18 protein-coding genes are annotated in these 15,737 nt (G+C 37.6%); 8 read left to right on the top strand and 10 right to left on the bottom strand.

Annotated elements, in window-relative coordinates; translation table 11 throughout:
* Positions 1–87 precede the first annotated feature (87 nt).
* Complete coding sequence (locus tag ASC84_RS14595; RefSeq protein ID WP_056515994.1) at positions 88–447, top strand: hypothetical protein; 360 nt, start codon at positions 88–90, stop codon at positions 445–447.
* 6 nt (positions 448–453) lie between these two features.
* Here the strand turns inward: ASC84_RS14595 and prfH are convergent, their stop codons facing one another.
* Positions 454–1,044, bottom strand: coding sequence for a peptide chain release factor H (prfH, locus tag ASC84_RS14590; protein WP_056515991.1), 591 nt, complete (start codon positions 1,042–1,044; stop codon positions 454–456).
* A 301-nt stretch (positions 1,045–1,345) separates the two neighbouring features.
* Here prfH and cgtA point away from each other — a divergent pair, with 301 nt between their 5' ends.
* Together cgtA and proB are read left to right on the top strand one after the other, a co-directional pair.
* On the top strand, positions 1,346–2,569 hold the full coding sequence (gene cgtA / locus ASC84_RS14585) for an Obg family GTPase CgtA (protein WP_004820174.1): 1,224 nt from the start codon (positions 1,346–1,348) through the stop codon (positions 2,567–2,569).
* Between the two features lie 61 nt (positions 2,570–2,630).
* A complete protein-coding gene (proB, locus tag ASC84_RS14580; protein WP_004721861.1) occupies positions 2,631–3,764 on the top strand; it encodes a glutamate 5-kinase in 1,134 nt (377 codons plus the stop codon).
* Between the two features lie 323 nt (positions 3,765–4,087).
* On the opposite strand, the gene ASC84_RS14575 is transcribed toward proB, so the two are convergent.
* The 5 genes from ASC84_RS14575 to ASC84_RS14555 all read right to left on the bottom strand — a co-directional run bounded on the left by ASC84_RS14575 (position 4,088) and on the right by ASC84_RS14555 (position 8,787).
* Positions 4,088–4,618 carry a DUF4189 domain-containing protein gene (locus ASC84_RS14575; protein WP_056515989.1) on the bottom strand — a complete coding sequence of 177 codons (531 nt, stop codon included), beginning with the start codon at positions 4,616–4,618 and terminating at the stop codon, positions 4,088–4,090.
* A gap of 315 nt (positions 4,619–4,933) precedes the next feature.
* Positions 4,934–5,503, bottom strand: a complete 570-nt coding sequence (locus ASC84_RS14570) for a hypothetical protein (protein ID WP_227515158.1) — start codon at positions 5,501–5,503, stop codon at positions 4,934–4,936.
* A gap of 35 nt (positions 5,504–5,538) precedes the next feature.
* A complete protein-coding gene (locus ASC84_RS14565; RefSeq protein ID WP_056515986.1) occupies positions 5,539–6,660 on the bottom strand; it encodes a carboxypeptidase-like regulatory domain-containing protein in 1,122 nt (373 codons plus the stop codon).
* 304 nt (positions 6,661–6,964) lie between these two features.
* Entirely contained in the window at positions 6,965–7,612 is a 648-nt protein-coding gene (locus ASC84_RS14560; protein WP_056515983.1) for an HAD-IB family hydrolase, read from the bottom strand.
* Entirely contained in the window at positions 7,579–8,787 is a 1,209-nt protein-coding gene (locus ASC84_RS14555) for a DUF1615 domain-containing protein (RefSeq protein WP_056515980.1), read from the bottom strand. Before ASC84_RS14555 ends, ASC84_RS14560 begins: the two co-directional genes overlap by 34 nt.
* Positions 8,788–8,870: 83 nt before the next feature.
* Between ASC84_RS14555 and dusB the strand changes: the two genes are divergently transcribed.
* Positions 8,871–9,893: a tRNA dihydrouridine synthase DusB gene (dusB, locus tag ASC84_RS14550; RefSeq protein WP_056515976.1), complete on the top strand. Its 1,023-nt coding sequence runs from the start codon at positions 8,871–8,873 to the stop codon at positions 9,891–9,893.
* Positions 9,894–9,936: 43 nt separating this feature from the next.
* Here the strand turns inward: dusB and ASC84_RS14545 are convergent, their stop codons facing one another.
* On the bottom strand, positions 9,937–10,530 hold the full coding sequence (locus ASC84_RS14545) for a DUF4291 domain-containing protein (protein ID WP_056515973.1): 594 nt from the start codon (positions 10,528–10,530) through the stop codon (positions 9,937–9,939).
* Positions 10,531–10,734: 204 nt separating this feature from the next.
* Here ASC84_RS14545 and ASC84_RS14540 point away from each other — a divergent pair, with 204 nt between their 5' ends.
* The gene (locus ASC84_RS14540; RefSeq protein ID WP_056515969.1) at positions 10,735–11,241 is read left to right on the top strand and encodes a DinB family protein; all 507 of its coding nucleotides are present in this window, start codon (positions 10,735–10,737) and stop codon (positions 11,239–11,241) included.
* Positions 11,242–11,296: 55 nt separating this feature from the next.
* On the opposite strand, the gene ASC84_RS14535 is transcribed toward ASC84_RS14540, so the two are convergent.
* The 3 genes from ASC84_RS14535 to ASC84_RS14525 all read right to left on the bottom strand — a co-directional run bounded on the left by ASC84_RS14535 (position 11,297) and on the right by ASC84_RS14525 (position 13,618).
* Positions 11,297–12,340, bottom strand: coding sequence for a nitronate monooxygenase family protein (locus tag ASC84_RS14535; RefSeq protein WP_056515966.1), 1,044 nt, complete (start codon positions 12,338–12,340; stop codon positions 11,297–11,299).
* A gap of 130 nt (positions 12,341–12,470) precedes the next feature.
* A complete protein-coding gene (locus ASC84_RS14530) occupies positions 12,471–13,172 on the bottom strand; it encodes a VIT family protein (protein ID WP_004721837.1) in 702 nt (233 codons plus the stop codon).
* Between the two features lie 101 nt (positions 13,173–13,273).
* Entirely contained in the window at positions 13,274–13,618 is a 345-nt protein-coding gene (locus tag ASC84_RS14525; protein WP_004721836.1) for a hypothetical protein, read from the bottom strand.
* Positions 13,619–14,168: 550 nt separating this feature from the next.
* Between ASC84_RS14525 and ASC84_RS14520 the strand changes: the two genes are divergently transcribed.
* The 3 genes from ASC84_RS14520 (at position 14,169) to ASC84_RS14510 (ending at position 15,615) form a co-directional block, all read left to right on the top strand.
* A complete protein-coding gene (locus ASC84_RS14520) occupies positions 14,169–14,579 on the top strand; it encodes a hypothetical protein (RefSeq protein ID WP_004721835.1) in 411 nt (136 codons plus the stop codon).
* A gap of 365 nt (positions 14,580–14,944) precedes the next feature.
* A complete protein-coding gene (locus ASC84_RS14515) occupies positions 14,945–15,301 on the top strand; it encodes a hypothetical protein (protein WP_004721834.1) in 357 nt (118 codons plus the stop codon).
* Between the two features lie 98 nt (positions 15,302–15,399).
* Positions 15,400–15,615, top strand: coding sequence for a DUF1653 domain-containing protein (locus ASC84_RS14510; RefSeq protein WP_004820203.1), 216 nt, complete (start codon positions 15,400–15,402; stop codon positions 15,613–15,615).
* Positions 15,616–15,737 lie beyond the last annotated feature (122 nt).

The following is a 15,737-nucleotide window of genomic DNA, read 5'->3' as shown; positions in this document are numbered from 1 at the left end:
GGCTTCCTTTTTTTATTGTTGTGATAAAATCGTGTTTCGATTAGAAATCAATTTCTATAATCAAAACTATTTTTAATTAGGTATTCAATGGATAAAAATATTCAAGATATTGCATATCAATTATGTGCGGAATTTATACAAGCAGTTTGTCATAAAAATTTTAAACAACTTCATTTAAAATTTGGAATATCTCAAGCCGTTTGGGATGAAATTCAAGAAGACGTTTTACATTACTATTTTGATCAAAACATTCCTAAACTAACAATTTCAAATGAGAATTTTGAAGTTTTTCAATATTATCAAGGTGGTTATGGAATAGAGGCCAAATTAGAAACCACGTTAAATGATGAAACAGTAAAATGGGCAGATTTAACATTAAGTGCTGAGCTAATTGAAAAAGAAAATAGTACGTTTCAATTTGCATATCGTTTAATTGAAGTGATGTAAAAAACATCACTTTTTAAATGCTCGGACGGCATTGCCTCGCTCTATCAACGCGTGTTGTAAATGTTGAGCGTGTTTCTGACGGGCTTGCTGGCTCTCCATCTGTTGTTGTAATTTGAGTGCAATCAATTCTTTTGCCACACGTTTATTGGCATGTTGGCTCCGTTCAGACATCACCTTTACACTTATTCCAGATGCAACATGCGTTGCATGGACAGCAGAGTCGGTTGTGTTGACATGCTGGCCACCAGCACCTGAAGCACGGCAGGCCTGAAAAGTGATGGTGTCATCTGGGGGGAGTTGCAACGGTGTATCAAATAGTGCGATGCCTACAAACCAGTTTTTACGTTTATGTTGTGGACGAATTGGGCTTTGAAAAGTCCATTGAATTGTACCAAGCCAAGTTTTGAGCCATGTTCGGGCATCCTCATCGACACTTAGAAGTACAGATGAATAACCATGTTGAGTCGCATGGCTTTCAATTGTTTGGAGATGGATCTTTTTTGTTTTTGCTTCTTTGTGTATTTCTTCAAGCGTATATTTTACAGCGAGTTGACATTCTGCGGGTCCAAGCGCAGCACTGAGTTGGACAATAGACAATATGAGTGTTCCTTAAAATTAATCTGGACGATCGGAAATCAAAAAAACGCATGCGAATAAATAGAAATTGTGAGATTCATTAAAATAAGCGTGATTTAATTTTGAATTATTGATTTTCAGCTAACTGATTATAGAAAAATATGTGAATAAAAAACAATCGAAATCGAATAAAAATATGCATTATCAAGCCTCTCACAATAAATGTTTAAGAAAATTCATGCTTAGCTCAATAATACTATTCGAGAAATTTTTGAAAATATGGCAGAATATGGGGTTTTAAAGATTTTAGAGGATTGGCAGCATGCGCTTTGTTGATGAAGCAGTCATTACCGTAGAGGCTGGCGACGGTGGCAATGGCGTAGCCAGTTTTCGCCGTGAAAAATTTGTACCATTTGGTGGCCCAGATGGTGGTGATGGTGGTCGTGGCGGCAGCGTATATATTCAAGCTGACGACGATACCAGTACCTTAGTAGATTATCGTTATACCCGTAAATTTCGCGCTGAACGTGGTAAAAACGGTGCTGGCGCAAACTGTGCTGGTCGTGGTGGTGAATCAGTTATTCTGAAAGTTCCAGTAGGAACAACCATTGTAGATACAGAGTCTGGCGATATTATTGGTGATTTGGTTGAAGATGGCCAAAAGGTTTTAGTTGCACATGGCGGCGATGGTGGTTTGGGGAATACTCATTTTAAATCATCGACCAACCGTTCTCCGCGTAAATGTACACATGGTATCAAAGGTGAATACCGTGAAATTCGTTTAGAGTTAAAAGTTCTAGCGGATGTAGGTTTATTGGGGATGCCGAATGCAGGTAAATCTACCTTTATCCGTGCAGTATCAGCAGCTAAACCAAAAGTTGCAGATTATCCATTTACAACAATGGTACCGAACTTGGGTGTGGTCGATGCGGATCGTCATCGTTCATTCGTTATGGCGGATATTCCAGGATTGATTGAAGGTGCAGCGGAAGGTGCCGGTTTAGGGATTCGCTTCCTGAAGCATTTGGCACGTACACGTATTCTTTTGCATATTGTCGATGTACAACCGATTGATGGTTCAGATCCTGCCTACAATGCCAAAGCGATTGTGGAAGAATTGAAAAAATTCTCACCAACATTGGCTCAATTACCGATTGTTCTTGTTTTAAACAAACTTGATCAATTAACTGATGATACTCAAGAAGAATGGTGTAATCATATTCTTGAAGAATTACAATGGGATGGTCCTGTATTTAAAACTTCAGGCTTGCTTGAAGAAGGTACCAAACCTGTTGTGTATTACCTCATGGATCAAATCGAGCAACAACGTGAGTTGGAAGACGAAGATCCAGAGTATGCAGCGAAAATGAAAGCATTCCGTGATCAGCTTGAAGCTGAAACACGTGAGCAAACGATTGCTGCAAAAGAAGCTTATCGTGAAATGCGTCGTCAACAACGTCTTGCTGGTATTTTGGCAGAGGAAGAAGATGATGAGGATGACGATGGCGAGGATGATGGCGAAATGGAAGTGTACTACGTACGCTAATTTCTAAGGGTATCTATAGTCTCTAAAGATACCCATTTAGAAAAGAAAGACCGAGGACAAGATGATAGAAGTGGTAGATGGGCAACGTCAGCTCAAGGCTTTAAAACGTATCGTTGTTAAAATCGGATCATCTTTACTCACAGCAAATGGGCAAGGTTTAGATTTGGATGCAATTTCGCATTGGGCGAAACAAATTGCAGATCTACACAATGCAGGACACGAGATTATTCTTGTGTCTTCAGGTGCTGTGGCTGAAGGGATGGTTCGCATGAAGCTAGAGAATCGACCCACCGATTTACCCAGTCTACAAGCTTGTGCTGCCATTGGTCAGATGGGGCTAATTCATACGTGGTCAAGCGTGTTGGAAAAGCATTCTATCCAAACGGCGCAAGTCTTGTTAACTCATGATGATCTTGCGGATCGCCGTCGTTACCTTAACTCATGTGATGCATTGCAGAATTTAATTGATTGGAAAGTGATTCCTGTAATCAATGAAAATGACACAGTGTCTACTGATGAAATCCGCTTTGGTGATAATGATACGCTTGCAGCAATGGTTGCAGGGCAAGTTCATGCAGACTTACTGATCATTTTGACTGATCAGCAAGGGATGTTTGATTCAGACCCGCGTTCTAATCCAAATGCAAAATTGTTCCATACTGTTCGTGCAATGGATGAAACCTTGTTTGATATGGCAGGCGGTGGTGGTAAGTTTGGTCGTGGTGGTATGTTGACCAAAGTTCGTGCTGCTCGTTTGGCTGCCAAGTCAGGTTGTCCAACGTTGATTGCCAGTGGTGAAAGTGACAATGTATTGGCCCGTTTAATGGCGGGTGAATTATTGGGTACTTTATTCATTACTGATGATGATCGTGTTACAGCACATCAACAGTGGTTGGCTGCACACCTTCAGACTGCAGGGCGTTTGGTTTTAGATGATGGTGCTGTCAAAGCCATTAAGGAAAATCATCGTAGTTTATTGCCTGTAGGGGTAAAAGCAGTTGAAGGGCATTTTGATCGTGGTGATGTTGTGGAATGTGTTGATCAGTATGGACATCGAGTCGCGGTTGGACGAGTGAACTTTAGTTCGCGTTCTGCTGAAACTGTCAAAGGTTTGGCTTCAGATAAGGTGTATCAGGTACTAGGTGAAGCACGTTCTTTAGAAATGATTCATCGTAATCACATGTCGATTTATTGATTGGTTTTAAGATTTCTAATAAATATAACCTCGCTTTGGCGGGGTTTTTATTTGGGTGTGATTAATGGTGCTTTTTCGTTGTATAGATCAGATTTAAAAATTTAATGATTGTCCTCAAGATTTTGAATAAAATTAAAATAGGTTGTTAATTAAAAATATGTTTTCTGAATTAAAGCAATTTAGAGTATAGCCACTCAATATGACAAGTTAAAACGAAACTATTAAAGTTCGGTTGCATTAGCTTGTATATTTTTATGGCTCCCTTTGTAGATTAAATTATGAACCTTAAATGTCAACAGACCCTAATATTATTCTTATATTTTTTAATGTTGAGCTGCACTTGAAACAACTACTTGGCACTTTCCTTTACCAAAGACCTTCTCACAAGATTGCATAACAGCGGCTTCCGCCTTTTGAAGGCTTTGACTTGACCATTCTGCAAATAACTCTCGTCCATTGGTTTGCTTGGCTATCGCACCAAAACCTCCTTGGAATGAATAAGCCCAACAATCTTTGTGCCCACAGATTTGTACAGCTGCTCGCTCTGCATCTGCAGCGCTTAAATAATTCTGACCCGAAGCCCAACGATTATTAGGGCCATAGGCGACTACGCCCCAGTTTGATAATTCTGCTGGATAATAAGAATAATCATTTGAACTACTTTTTGAAGAAAGATCCCATTGACTTCCTCTCATTGGAATCGAACCTGCTGGGTGATTGGGATACGAACCATCAAAATAAACACAGCTACCAGTTCCGTCATTTTGACCATTACCAGGGCAATCATATGCCCAGATGTTAGTTGTTACAATCAGTGAAGTAACAAGTAACACCAATTTAAATAAAGATTTCATTTTTATCCTATAAAAATATTGCTATTGTATAAAAGACTTTCTAATTCTAAAGTTTTGTAATTAGAGTACATTAAGTCATTAGATAAAGTCGGATCATTTCACCACCTTCTTAACCTAACCTGAGCCACATTTTGCATGTATATTTTGATGCTTTAATATTTTTCCTAAAACAACAGTTAAACCAAATCTAAAGTTAGAGCAAAAATCTTAAGCATAATAATGGTCAAAATTATTTCTACTCGATTGGTTAGTTTTTGTAGACTCCATATATAATCGATCCAGCATTTAAATTTTCCTTAAATCAGTAGTGAGTGATCAATTGGATAGCCGAACACATCGATGTGTGACTGCTTTTGGACCTGAACCAAAGGTTTTTTCTATTTTTCCAGCATCCGTGGTCGTCACCCGAAATGGTATGGAACTTTCTTTACCAATTCTTGTCTGAAAACTTTTCGCAATAGTTTCAGCAAAATCTTCCGCCATATGATCTATTTTTGCTCCAAATTGTGAGCGAGCTGCAGCTGGTGCATTTTTGCCTAGCATACTGGTAATAAAATCTGCCCGTTCTTTAGGAGCAATACGTCCTTCACGTAATTCCCAAGTTAAAACAAGAAGTTTTAAAGTATCACCTTGTAAACGATATCGCGCTTTAGAATAGCTAATCACCTCGATGGGCATTAACTTTTCCCCTGAGGGAAAGTAAAAAATAGTTGAATCATCTCCTTCACTGATTCCATCTGCAGTCGTCATCACGGTATAGGTCTCAACCATTTTAAGTGGCTTACCTGCATTAATAGGCAGTGCAATTTCAGCTTGAGCAGTACATTGCCAAGATCCGAGCATTGGGGCAAGATCCGAAGCATAGAGGAAAGGAGTTGTTATCATACAACTCAGCAACAACAATATTGGGATATGCTTCTTCATTTAAATTGCCACTCCGAACAAGACAAGCCCATAACGCCAGTGCCTTTTTGCTTTCCACGATTAATTAAACCACCAATTAGCCCCTGAGCACGAAAGGGTGGGGTTAAACTAATTTTGACAATCTGATCGGGTTTTGAAATTGTGACACGATCTTTAAGGATATCGTTCCAGTTCCGAAAAAATTCACGTTCTGAATAGAAATGAGTAGTGGTAATTGTATTACCATTCTGTGAAGTATTGGCACCATCATAATTCATATAACTGCCTGCACCAGCAGAAGCATGTTCAGCAACGATCAGATACTTGCCTGGTTTGAGTTGCGAAAAACGAAACTCACCATCGCTATTGGTGCGCCCTTCAATACGCATCTGAGTAATCAGTGGAGAAATAATTACTGTATCTTCAGGACGAGATTTTTCGTACAGACTGAGGATTTCCTCAAGATAAGGTGTCACTGGATACAAAAACACTGCTTCGTTACGTAAATAATCACGGAAAGTTTGTCCATGTGATCTATTTGTAGTACATGCTTTACCCATAATTGTTGCTGCCCCTGGTTCAAGAGCCAGTTGTGCTACACGCACATCCAATTCAGATTTAGGGCGTATTTCTCGACCAATATTTTTAGTGGCAGGAGGTGCGCCACGACCAGATGAGGTTTGTGCGGCAACCATATTTGAAGATTTAGCACTCGGTAAACTGGCGAGAAATCCACACATTGCTGTACGCATCTGTGGCGTACTTTGTTGTTTTAAGCTGCTATCTCCTAAGCTGCGTAATCCAACCATGTGTTGATTCTCTGTCTTGGTCACGACAGCTGTCATTGCAAGCCAAGCATCTCTAGCCTGTTTGTTTGGTAAGAAGGTGATTTCAGTCCCTGAACGAGTTGTTTCCTCACTGTCTATACGGAAACCTGACTGTTCAATTGCTTGTTTGATCTGCTGTGAAATATCATGCTCGTTTGCCGAAGAGAGCAAAACAGTTGCTTGATAATCGACCATGCCATTTTGGCGATTGACAACAAAATTATCTTCACAGCTTGCTGGACCAGCCATTACTGATGATGTTGTTAAAATAGAGAGCGTGGTCAAAATTATATGAAGTCCATTAATTTTCAAAGTAAAATTCCTTTTTGTTGGTTTGTTTTTTAAGTCTTAATTTAATGTATATAGTTTGATTGTTTTATCTTTATTTGTCTAAAGTGGGTTTTATATCACAATATTTCAGTGAAGTAATAATTTTTTTAACGTAGACTTTAAAAGTACGTTTGAAATAAAAAAATCACAAGGGTAAAAGGAAGGAAAATTAAGTATAAGTTTATTTTAAATTTTATGGTAATACTTTGATTGTAAAATAATTATCAAGAAATTTTACCCAATTTATTTAGATCATATATATTTAGCAAGTCATTGATTAAATCTTTTAAGCAAATTTTTTTTCGTCTTCTAAATAGGGTAAAACCTGATCATTACCAACCATATATTGATAGTCGGCCAAATGAAGCATATCTAAATCTTCTTCACTGTTTCCATAGGCGAATATTTTGTCGTATTGGTCTAAATCATATTTTTCTAAGATGCGTAGTCGTTTTTGTTCACAACTACAATCTGGCGTGGAATAGTTACCAGTAAATTTGCCATCTATGACTTCAGTACCAGTACAGATCAAGTCGATATCTAAGATTTGGCAAATGATTTTGAGGTAAATATCTACAGATGCCGAAACCAAAACTACATCATCGCCATTATTTTGATGTTTTAATAACTGCTGATAAAGATTTTGATCCAGTTGTCGAACTAAGCGTTGAGCATATTCGTTTGCAATATCTTGAATTTCATTAGCATCGGCTTGTTTAAACATTGCATTAAATAATTTGATACGCATGGAGTTGGCAGGGTAGATGTTTAAATAATAGGCCTGAATCCACGGTAAAATTTTGATGCCTTGCTTTACGATGTGTCTTTTTGATAAAGCATAGAAAATAAACCCTGTGAAACTGTCTTTTTTACACAAGGTTCCGTCAAAATCAAATAATGCTAAATTTTTAAACGTTTTGCTCGGTGCATACATGTTTCATATCGTCCGTTTACGCGGCTTGCGTACCAGTTAGTATTATAATCACGACTCAATTTAGGCCCAGAAATGACAACTTCTGGCATTATGGCATACATTGGATCTTTACCTGTTTTATTCTTATAAAGTTTAGATACAGCGATATAAGTTTGAGTTTTTTCAAAATCTTGCTGTTTCTCGTCTTTTAAATCACTACGTAACTGTCTAGGCGTAACTAAAATATTATTTTTTGAAAATAAAGCAGTGAGAGCTTTTTCTGTATCAGTTATCGCTGGACGTGGGTCGCCATTTTTGTCATACGAGAGTAAATCACCATCGAGTGCCAGATCAGCTTCAGTGAGCTTATCAATCATTTTTTGAAAAGCGGCATTTCTGCTCGAATACATCCCAGAGTTATAGTCAGCAAAACGATAAATCGGTTTATCATAATCTGCTGGATACATCATTAAACGATGGATTCCATAGTATAAACCACCAAATTCAGTATATAGATCATCACGTAATTCATTGATGTTCATACTGGTGCGTTTATGCTCTTTGGCATAATTGATATGAACCTGCATTGAACCTAATGTTGTGATTGGGTTCATTTTTTCAGCAATATCTTGACCAACAAATTTTGCCGCACCCGTCAGCGCACTCACATGATAATGCTTTGCCATATAATCAAAGATTTCACGATAAAGTACGTCTAAATCTTTTTCAGTGCGGACACGACTCATTTGTTTTAAATAGTTATCATCAGGCGAGGGCTGATTTTTTAAAACATTCTCAAAATATGAAGCAACAGTGCCACCAATTGTGGTTCCAAGTTTATCTTCAAATTTTTCATTTAAACGTGTGGTGACTTCTTTTACCGCTTTATCACCCAAACCTGGCACAACGGGGTTGGCAACAAAGTTAGATTCCTGATCAACCACCGCAATGATGGTGCAGATATTTTCTTTGTTGGTTGGGATTTTTAATTCATTGGAAATATCGTAGATGTCTTTTGCCCACGAGTCACGTTGACTGACACGATTTGGAATCAGTTTTTTAATTTGCTCTTGTTTTAATTGTTCATCATCTTCATTGGCAAACCATGAACCTTTACCACAAGCAACTAGGCTTAAAGAAAGAGCTAACACGCTGAAAGATTTAAGAAATGCGTGATGTCGAACTAATTTTTTCATATCGAAGAAAACATACTCAGAAAATGATGAGCCACTATGGCAGATGCAGTATACTATGAAGGTCTAAAAATGTATGAATATATATGTATATTGGTCCTTATCAACTGTCAAATAATTTAATCGTTGCACCTATGGCTGGAGTCACAGATCGTCCGTTTAGGACACTGTGCAAATACTTTGGTGCTGGGCATGCGGTAAGTGAAATGATGACCTCTGATCAGACCCTACGTATGACCAAAAAGAGTCTATATCGGGCAAATTTTGATGGTGAGTTAGCGCCGATTTCAGCACAAATTGCAGGCTCTGAACCAGATCAATTGGCTGAGGCAGCACGTTATCAAGTTGCAAATGGTGCGCAAATTGTCGATATCAATATGGGATGCCCAGCAAAAAAAGTCTGTAATAAATTAGCAGGTTCGGCATTGCTGAAAGATGAAGATTTGGTTGCCCGAATTTTAGATGCAGTGGTAAAAGCAGTTGATGTGCCTGTGACGTTAAAAACGCGGTTAGGTTTTTTAAATGGTCATGAGAATATTATCCGTGTGGCGAAACGAGCAGAAGAAGCAGGAATTGCAGCCTTAGCTTTACATGGTCGGACTCGTGAGGATATGTATTTAAATACAGCACGTTATAGTTTGATTAAAGAAGTCAAACAGATGCTCACTATTCCTGTAATTGCCAATGGTGATATCGACAGTCCAGAGAAAGCCAAATATGTATTGGACTATACTGGTGCTGATGCCGTCATGATTGGACGTGCAGCCCAAGGGCGTCCGTGGATTTTTCGTGAAATTGCTCATTATTTAAAAACAGGTGAGTATTTAGCAGCACCAGATATTCAAGAAGTAAAACACGTATTACTGGGACATTTGTCTGAACTTTATCAGTTCTATGGTGAATACTCAGGTTGCCGAATTGCACGTAAGCATATTGCTTGGTACACCAAAGGCTTACATTCAAGTAATGAATTCCGTCAAAATATGTACAAAGTGGAAAGCACTGTAGCACAAGCAAAAGTTGTTGAGGCTTACTTTAATCACTTGCTTGAACAAGGCAATACGATGAGTGATGTACAGGTTGAATCGCTAAATTTATTGGATGTGTAATCAATAAGGTGTAATTAGTATGGAAGCGAACTCCCATACTGAATCAACCAATCAGCAAATGTTTTTTTAATGCGTTGTTCAAAGGATAAATACGTTGTTTAGGCAAGAGTTTTTCAGCGTGTTTATACTTTCCTAAACGTCGAAATTGCGCCATCTTATTTACAAGAGGGGTAATATCTTGGATTGAGTGAATCGCCGTGTTGTTAAATGCTTGAATTAAAAAACGACTAATCCCAATTTGAATACTACGCTGTTCAAGCTTAGTTCCCTTTAAATTCCGTTCAGGATCCCATTGAATATGGACCTTGGCATTTTCAAAAGACTCAAACCAGTGTTCGCCATTTTTATGCGCAGAGAGTGTCGGGTCTGTATGGATGCTTTGCTGGAGTAAATATTCCCAAAAATCACGTTGAATACGGATTGCCAAAATATGATTTTGGTTGGATTTTGTTGCCCAATGACTTCTTTCCATTAGCCATAAAAATGAAGGTTTTATCCATGTCATTCTGTGAAAGGAAAAGGGCGAAACAAACTTTTGTTGTTGTACCGCCAACTGTGCAATTTGTTGGTTATAGGCTTGATAAACTGTAATCGTGTCGCGGTCATATAGCGCACGTATTTGATGATATGCAGACATGATAAATCTCACTTGTATTTTGAATAAGTTGTTAAAAATTTAAAACTTAATCAAATAAGTGGAAAATGATTCACCGATTGGCAAAAAATTTGATTTAACATGAGCATCAAGCTAGCTTTATTGATTTTGTCGCTATTCTAGTCAAAACGGCATTTTTATCAAGCTGATTATATTTTATATACCCACAATGATGGTATTTAAGTTATGAATAAAGATTCTTTCAGAATACTGGCACAATACAATATCTGGGCAACCCAGCGTCTTTGTGAAAGTTTAAAAGTTGTATCCGATGATGATTTTAACAAGGATGTTGGTCTTTACTTTAAAAGCATTGTTGGCACCTTGAATCATCTATTGTTGGGTGAGCATTATCTCTGGTATTCACGCTTTAAGCAGGGGGTATCACCTGCAATTGCATTAAATACAATGATCCAAACCGGAAAAACACTATTACTAGATGAATTACAAGAGAAGTCGAAGAATTGGATTGAGTTTCTAGAGCAGTTAGATGAAAAAACCTTAAATGCAGATTTAACCTATAAACGAGTTTCTGGACAAGAACTGACTTTGCCTTATGCTGCCACACTTATGCATGTTTTTAATCATGGCACTCATCATCGTGGGCAAATTACCGCTGCAATGACAGGATTGGGGTATGCATGCCCTGAATTAGATTTAGTGTATATGTTAGCTGAACAAAGCCAAGCATAATAAGTATAAATAGAAGCTGCTGCAGTTCAGCTTCTATTGACAGCTGAGTTGAGCATTAAGAATGGTTCATTTCCACAACCAATTGATTAACCAGATCCTGAGCCTCTAATTCACGAATCTGTCCAACATTACTTCCAGCCCAGAATGCACCAAAGCCAGTATCACCATGTTGCACCGCGAAAGCATTTAGCTGTTTTGCCAAATCATAGGCATAAGGGTAGGCGGCTACATGCGGTCGGTCGGGCTGATCAATCCTCGCTTGCCAATGATTGATGATGCCGCGTGCTGGGCGACCTGAAATGCTTGAGGTAATTTGAGTGAGTGGGTGATCAAATAAGGCCTTGCGATATGCTGGATTGGCGTTTGATGTTTTACATTGCACAAAAGCCGTTCCCAATTGTACAGCATCAGCACCAAGATTTAACATGGCTTTGGCTTGTTGCCCATTCATAATACCGCCTGCTGCAACGACAGGCAGCGAGCTATGTTTTTTGATAAGCGTGACTAGATCTGAGGTTTTAATTGCACCATCAATTTGAGCGTTAAAAATACCGCGATGCCCACCTGCTTCGATACCTTGAGCCACAATAATATCAATCCCAGCTTCTTCAATAGCCAGAGCTTCAGTTAGATTGGTTGCAGAAACCAGAATGATGATACCGGCCTGTTTTAATTTTTGAATTTGATATTGATGTGGGATACCAAAGTGAAAACTTACAGCTTTGGGCTGAGTGTCTAAACAGAGGTTTAAAAAATCATCATTGTCTTTAAAGCTTGGGTAAATGCATTTTAATTCTGTGGGTGGGTTTGCGCCGAATTTTTTAAATTCAGCTGTTAAATGTTGACTCCACAGCGTATTAGATTCAGTGTTTAATGCTGTTGATTCATGGCAGAAAAAATTTAATTGAAAAGGACGTGATGTTAACACTTGGGTTTCTTGAATTTGTTGAAGTGCAGAATCTACGGTATTTGCACCAAGCCCTAAAGCGCCTAAAGCCCCTTGATTTGATACTTCTGCAGCCAATAGTGGGGTAGAAACTCCTGCCATTGGTGCAAGTAAGATGGGATGTTTTATCCCTAATTGTTCTAATAAAGACATACTTAAGCTCCTTGAGTTTTAAGTTACTTTGCCCAAGCCAATTGGAATAAGCAAATTATGTTCGGTATTTATTATAAAAATATAATTTAAATACATCTTTAAGGTGTGAGTTATTTTAGACAGGTGGAGATTACATTGGAGTGACTTGAAACAGTGAACCAATCCAGCTTGAGAACGCCATTGCAATAATTCCCCATACTGCCACACGGAAACTACCCTTGAGTATTGATGTACCCGCAAAATAGCTGGATAAAGCACCGAGTATGACCAGCGATAAGATACCAACGACTAAAACAATTTTTTCTAAATATGCTTCAGGGCTAAACAGAATCGACAATGTTGGAAATAAGGCCCCTATTGAAAACGATAACGCTGAAGAACCAGCAGCCTGTAATGGTCTTGCTGCAGTTGCTTCATTGATCCCAATTTCATCACGTGCATGCGCTTCTAAGGCATCTTTTTCTGTGAGTTGAACAGCTACTTGATGCGCCAATTCGGGATCTAAACCGCGTTGAATATAAATGTGAGTCAGTTCTTTAAGCTCTAAGTGTGGGTTTTTTTCTAATTCACGAGCTTCGACTTTTAAATCCGCTGCTTCGATATCTGATTGGGATTTAACGGAGATATATTCACCAGCGGCCATTGAGGTTGCACCTGAAATCAATCCCGCAATACAGGTAATCAATAGCGTGTGACTAGACGCACCACTTGCTGCCATTCCCATCACTAAACTGGTCACAGAAATGATGCCATCATTTGCACCTAAGACTGCCGCCCTTAACCAGCCTGTACGTTGTATAAAATGCTGTTCTAGGTGATGAGAATGTGGCATAAACAAAACTCCAAGTAACTGAAAGCTGATTCATTGATAATCTAAATATATGACAAATATAAAAAAGCTCCTATATTTAGGAGCTTTTTTTCAGATTAAAACTATTGGCTCGCTTTTTCTTTAACGTCCGCAGCACCTTTTTCAACAGCACCAGCTGCAGTTGCAGTGGCATCTTTAGCAGCATCAACAGTTGCATCGGCAGCATGTGCTGTTGCATCAGCGGCATGATCTACAGCAGTCGCAGTTGCATTTGCTGCATTATCCGCAGCTTTAGCAGTTGCATCAGCTGCATTTTGCGCTGCATGTTCTGCATCATGTTTTGCTTGTTCTACCGCATTTGCAGCATGTTCACCTGCGGTCGCCCCTGTTTCTGGAGCTTTATCTTTATTACAACCAACAAGTGCAATCGTTGCAATCAGACCAAGAGAGAGTAGAAGCTTATTCATTGTCTTGTACCTTTTTTAAATTAATTTTTGGCATCCAGCAGTTGGATGAAATAAATATAAACACAAAAAATAACCAAATCAAAAAATAAAATGTAAAGTTTTTATAAGATCAATTTATCTTATATCAAATAATAGTGCACAAATCTGGTTTTAATAAAAGCTTCATATAATATCAATAGACTCACTTTATATTTGAACTTCCAGTATCAATAAAATAACCAATGATAAAAAGTAAGTTTTTTAATACTGTATTGTTAAAATTAAATCAAGATAAGGTTTAAGATCCACTCAATTTATGATATTAGTTATTTGAAAGTGACCTTGTTGAAAAAAATCTGACAATTTGAAGCTTTGTGGCACAATATTAGTGCTCAAAAAATTAAATTAAAAGTGAAAAAACATGTTTACAAGCCAATAAAAACAGATAGAATTGAATGTAAAATGTGAAGTATATCAAATAATTCTGTTACTGGAGAAAGTCTGAAAAACCTGTGTTTTCGGCTTTTGAAAATGCTGAATTTACAAATTAATTTATGGGGCTTTCTTGAATATGCTTGACCTAAACACATCTCGAAAAGTACCTGATGATTTTGTAGCATATGCTGAAAAACAAATCAGGCAGCTTTTGAACTCTGTCAGTGGTGTCGAGTTCATCATGTTGTGTACTTCTGATGGGTTTGAAATTGCTTTAGTCAACAAGAAAAATATTAGCAATTCTGGAAAGATTGCCGCAGTGAGTAGTTCGATTTTGGCCCTAGTGACTGCATTTGTTTCAGAAATCAATCTCGTTGGATGTCAAACAATTACCCTTGATGCTGAGAACGGAAAAGCACTTTTGACAGCCATTCCTCATCCAAAGCATCCACTGGTTTTAGTGGCGATGACCAACAAAGATATTTTATTGGGACAGATGCTCTATGAGCTCAAATCTACCTCAGAATTACTTATGAGAAATATATAGATAAGCCATTGTAGAAAATGTAACATAAGTTGCATTTTTTTTGAAAAAAGAGATCTGTACTGGATTTTTTCTCTCTGGTATTTGTTGGATTTTTTTGAAAGTTTTAAATAGTCAAATTAGTCATTTATTTTTTAAATTTCTATTGAATAGTTAATATTTTTTATGCTATTAAAATGAGTGTGGGAAATAATTAATTAAAATTGATTATCAAATAAAATTAAATGGGTATTCAAAAAAAGAATACTAATTTATCCATGTTAGTTAGGAATGAATATTTTTAGCTAAATAGTAAAGTGTTTTAGTAAAGCAAAATAAAAATTGAATTACTAAAGCGAACAACAATGTTGAAAGAAACGGGGATGCTCATGGCTCGTATTACACTAGATCAATTAACTGATATCGATGGTTTCGTTTGTGCTGCATTAGTAGATAGCGAAAGTGGTTTATCTTTAGCGACTGCAGGTGCAGGTTTAGACTTAGAATTAGCAGCAGCAGGTAATACTGAAGTTGTTCGTGCTAAGCGTAAAGTAGCAAAAGCACTGAAATTAGATGATGTAATTGAAGATATTTTAATTACATTAGGTAAACAGTATCATTTGATTCGTCCACTTGATTCAAATGAAAACTTGTTCCTTTATCTTGTTTTAGATCGTTCTAAATCAAACTTAGCAATGGCTCGCCACGAGTTAAAAGCATTTGAAAAAGGCTTAGACTTTTCTTAATTTAAAAATTGAAAAGCATAAAAAACTCGTCTACGGACGAGTTTTTTCTTTGGCTATCCTGTATAACATAGATATCGTATTTAGAGTGTTGAGTGTAGATGTTAAAAGCTGGAATTTATAAACATTATAAAGGTAATTTATACCAAGTCTTTCATGTCGCAACACACAGTGAAACCCGTGAAAAAGTTGTGGTTTACCAATGTTTATATGATGATTATTCAATCTGGGTTCGACCTTATGAAATGTTTTGTGAGCAAGTCACATTAGAAAATGGTCAAGTCCAAGCGAGATTTGAATTTTTACATGAGGTTTGAATTGTACTTGCTAGATTTTACCGAATGATAAAGTCACGAAATAAACCGTAACGATGTAACTTGTCAAAAGCTATATATTGTCATAGCAATGACGTAAATGATTGAAATAATAACAATGATAG

The sequence above is a fragment of the Acinetobacter sp. Root1280 genome (assembly GCF_001425285.1).
GTDB classification, from domain to species: Bacteria; Pseudomonadota; Gammaproteobacteria; order Pseudomonadales; family Moraxellaceae; genus Acinetobacter; species Acinetobacter guillouiae.
This window is presented reverse-complemented; position numbering and strand designations above follow the sequence as displayed.

Bases quoted from the DNA above. Each gene is read 5' to 3' on its own strand.
- ASC84_RS14595 (WP_056515994.1), top strand. From the start codon at position 88: ATGGATAAAAATATTCAAGATATTGCATATCAATTATGTGCGGAATTT.
- cgtA (WP_004820174.1), top strand. From the start codon at position 1,346: ATGCGCTTTGTTGATGAAGCAGTCATTACCGTAGAGGCTGGCGACGGT.
- proB (WP_004721861.1), top strand. From the start codon at position 2,631: ATGATAGAAGTGGTAGATGGGCAACGTCAGCTCAAGGCTTTAAAACGT.
- ASC84_RS14575 (WP_056515989.1), bottom strand. From the start codon at position 4,618: ATGAAATCTTTATTTAAATTGGTGTTACTTGTTACTTCACTGATTGTA.
- ASC84_RS14570 (WP_227515158.1), bottom strand. From the start codon at position 5,503: ATGATAACAACTCCTTTCCTCTATGCTTCGGATCTTGCCCCAATGCTC.
- ASC84_RS14560 (WP_056515983.1), bottom strand. From the start codon at position 7,612: ATGTATGCACCGAGCAAAACGTTTAAAAATTTAGCATTATTTGATTTT.
- ASC84_RS14555 (WP_056515980.1), bottom strand. From the start codon at position 8,787: ATGAAAAAATTAGTTCGACATCACGCATTTCTTAAATCTTTCAGCGTG.
- dusB (WP_056515976.1), top strand. From the start codon at position 8,871: ATGTATATTGGTCCTTATCAACTGTCAAATAATTTAATCGTTGCACCT.
- ASC84_RS14545 (WP_056515973.1), bottom strand. From the start codon at position 10,530: ATGTCTGCATATCATCAAATACGTGCGCTATATGACCGCGACACGATT.
- ASC84_RS14540 (WP_056515969.1), top strand. From the start codon at position 10,735: ATGAATAAAGATTCTTTCAGAATACTGGCACAATACAATATCTGGGCA.
- ASC84_RS14535 (WP_056515966.1), bottom strand. From the start codon at position 12,340: ATGTCTTTATTAGAACAATTAGGGATAAAACATCCCATCTTACTTGCA.
- ASC84_RS14530 (WP_004721837.1), bottom strand. From the start codon at position 13,172: ATGCCACATTCTCATCACCTAGAACAGCATTTTATACAACGTACAGGC.
- ASC84_RS14525 (WP_004721836.1), bottom strand. From the start codon at position 13,618: ATGAATAAGCTTCTACTCTCTCTTGGTCTGATTGCAACGATTGCACTT.
- ASC84_RS14520 (WP_004721835.1), top strand. From the start codon at position 14,169: ATGCTTGACCTAAACACATCTCGAAAAGTACCTGATGATTTTGTAGCA.
- ASC84_RS14515 (WP_004721834.1), top strand. From the start codon at position 14,945: ATGGCTCGTATTACACTAGATCAATTAACTGATATCGATGGTTTCGTT.
- ASC84_RS14510 (WP_004820203.1), top strand. From the start codon at position 15,400: ATGTTAAAAGCTGGAATTTATAAACATTATAAAGGTAATTTATACCAA.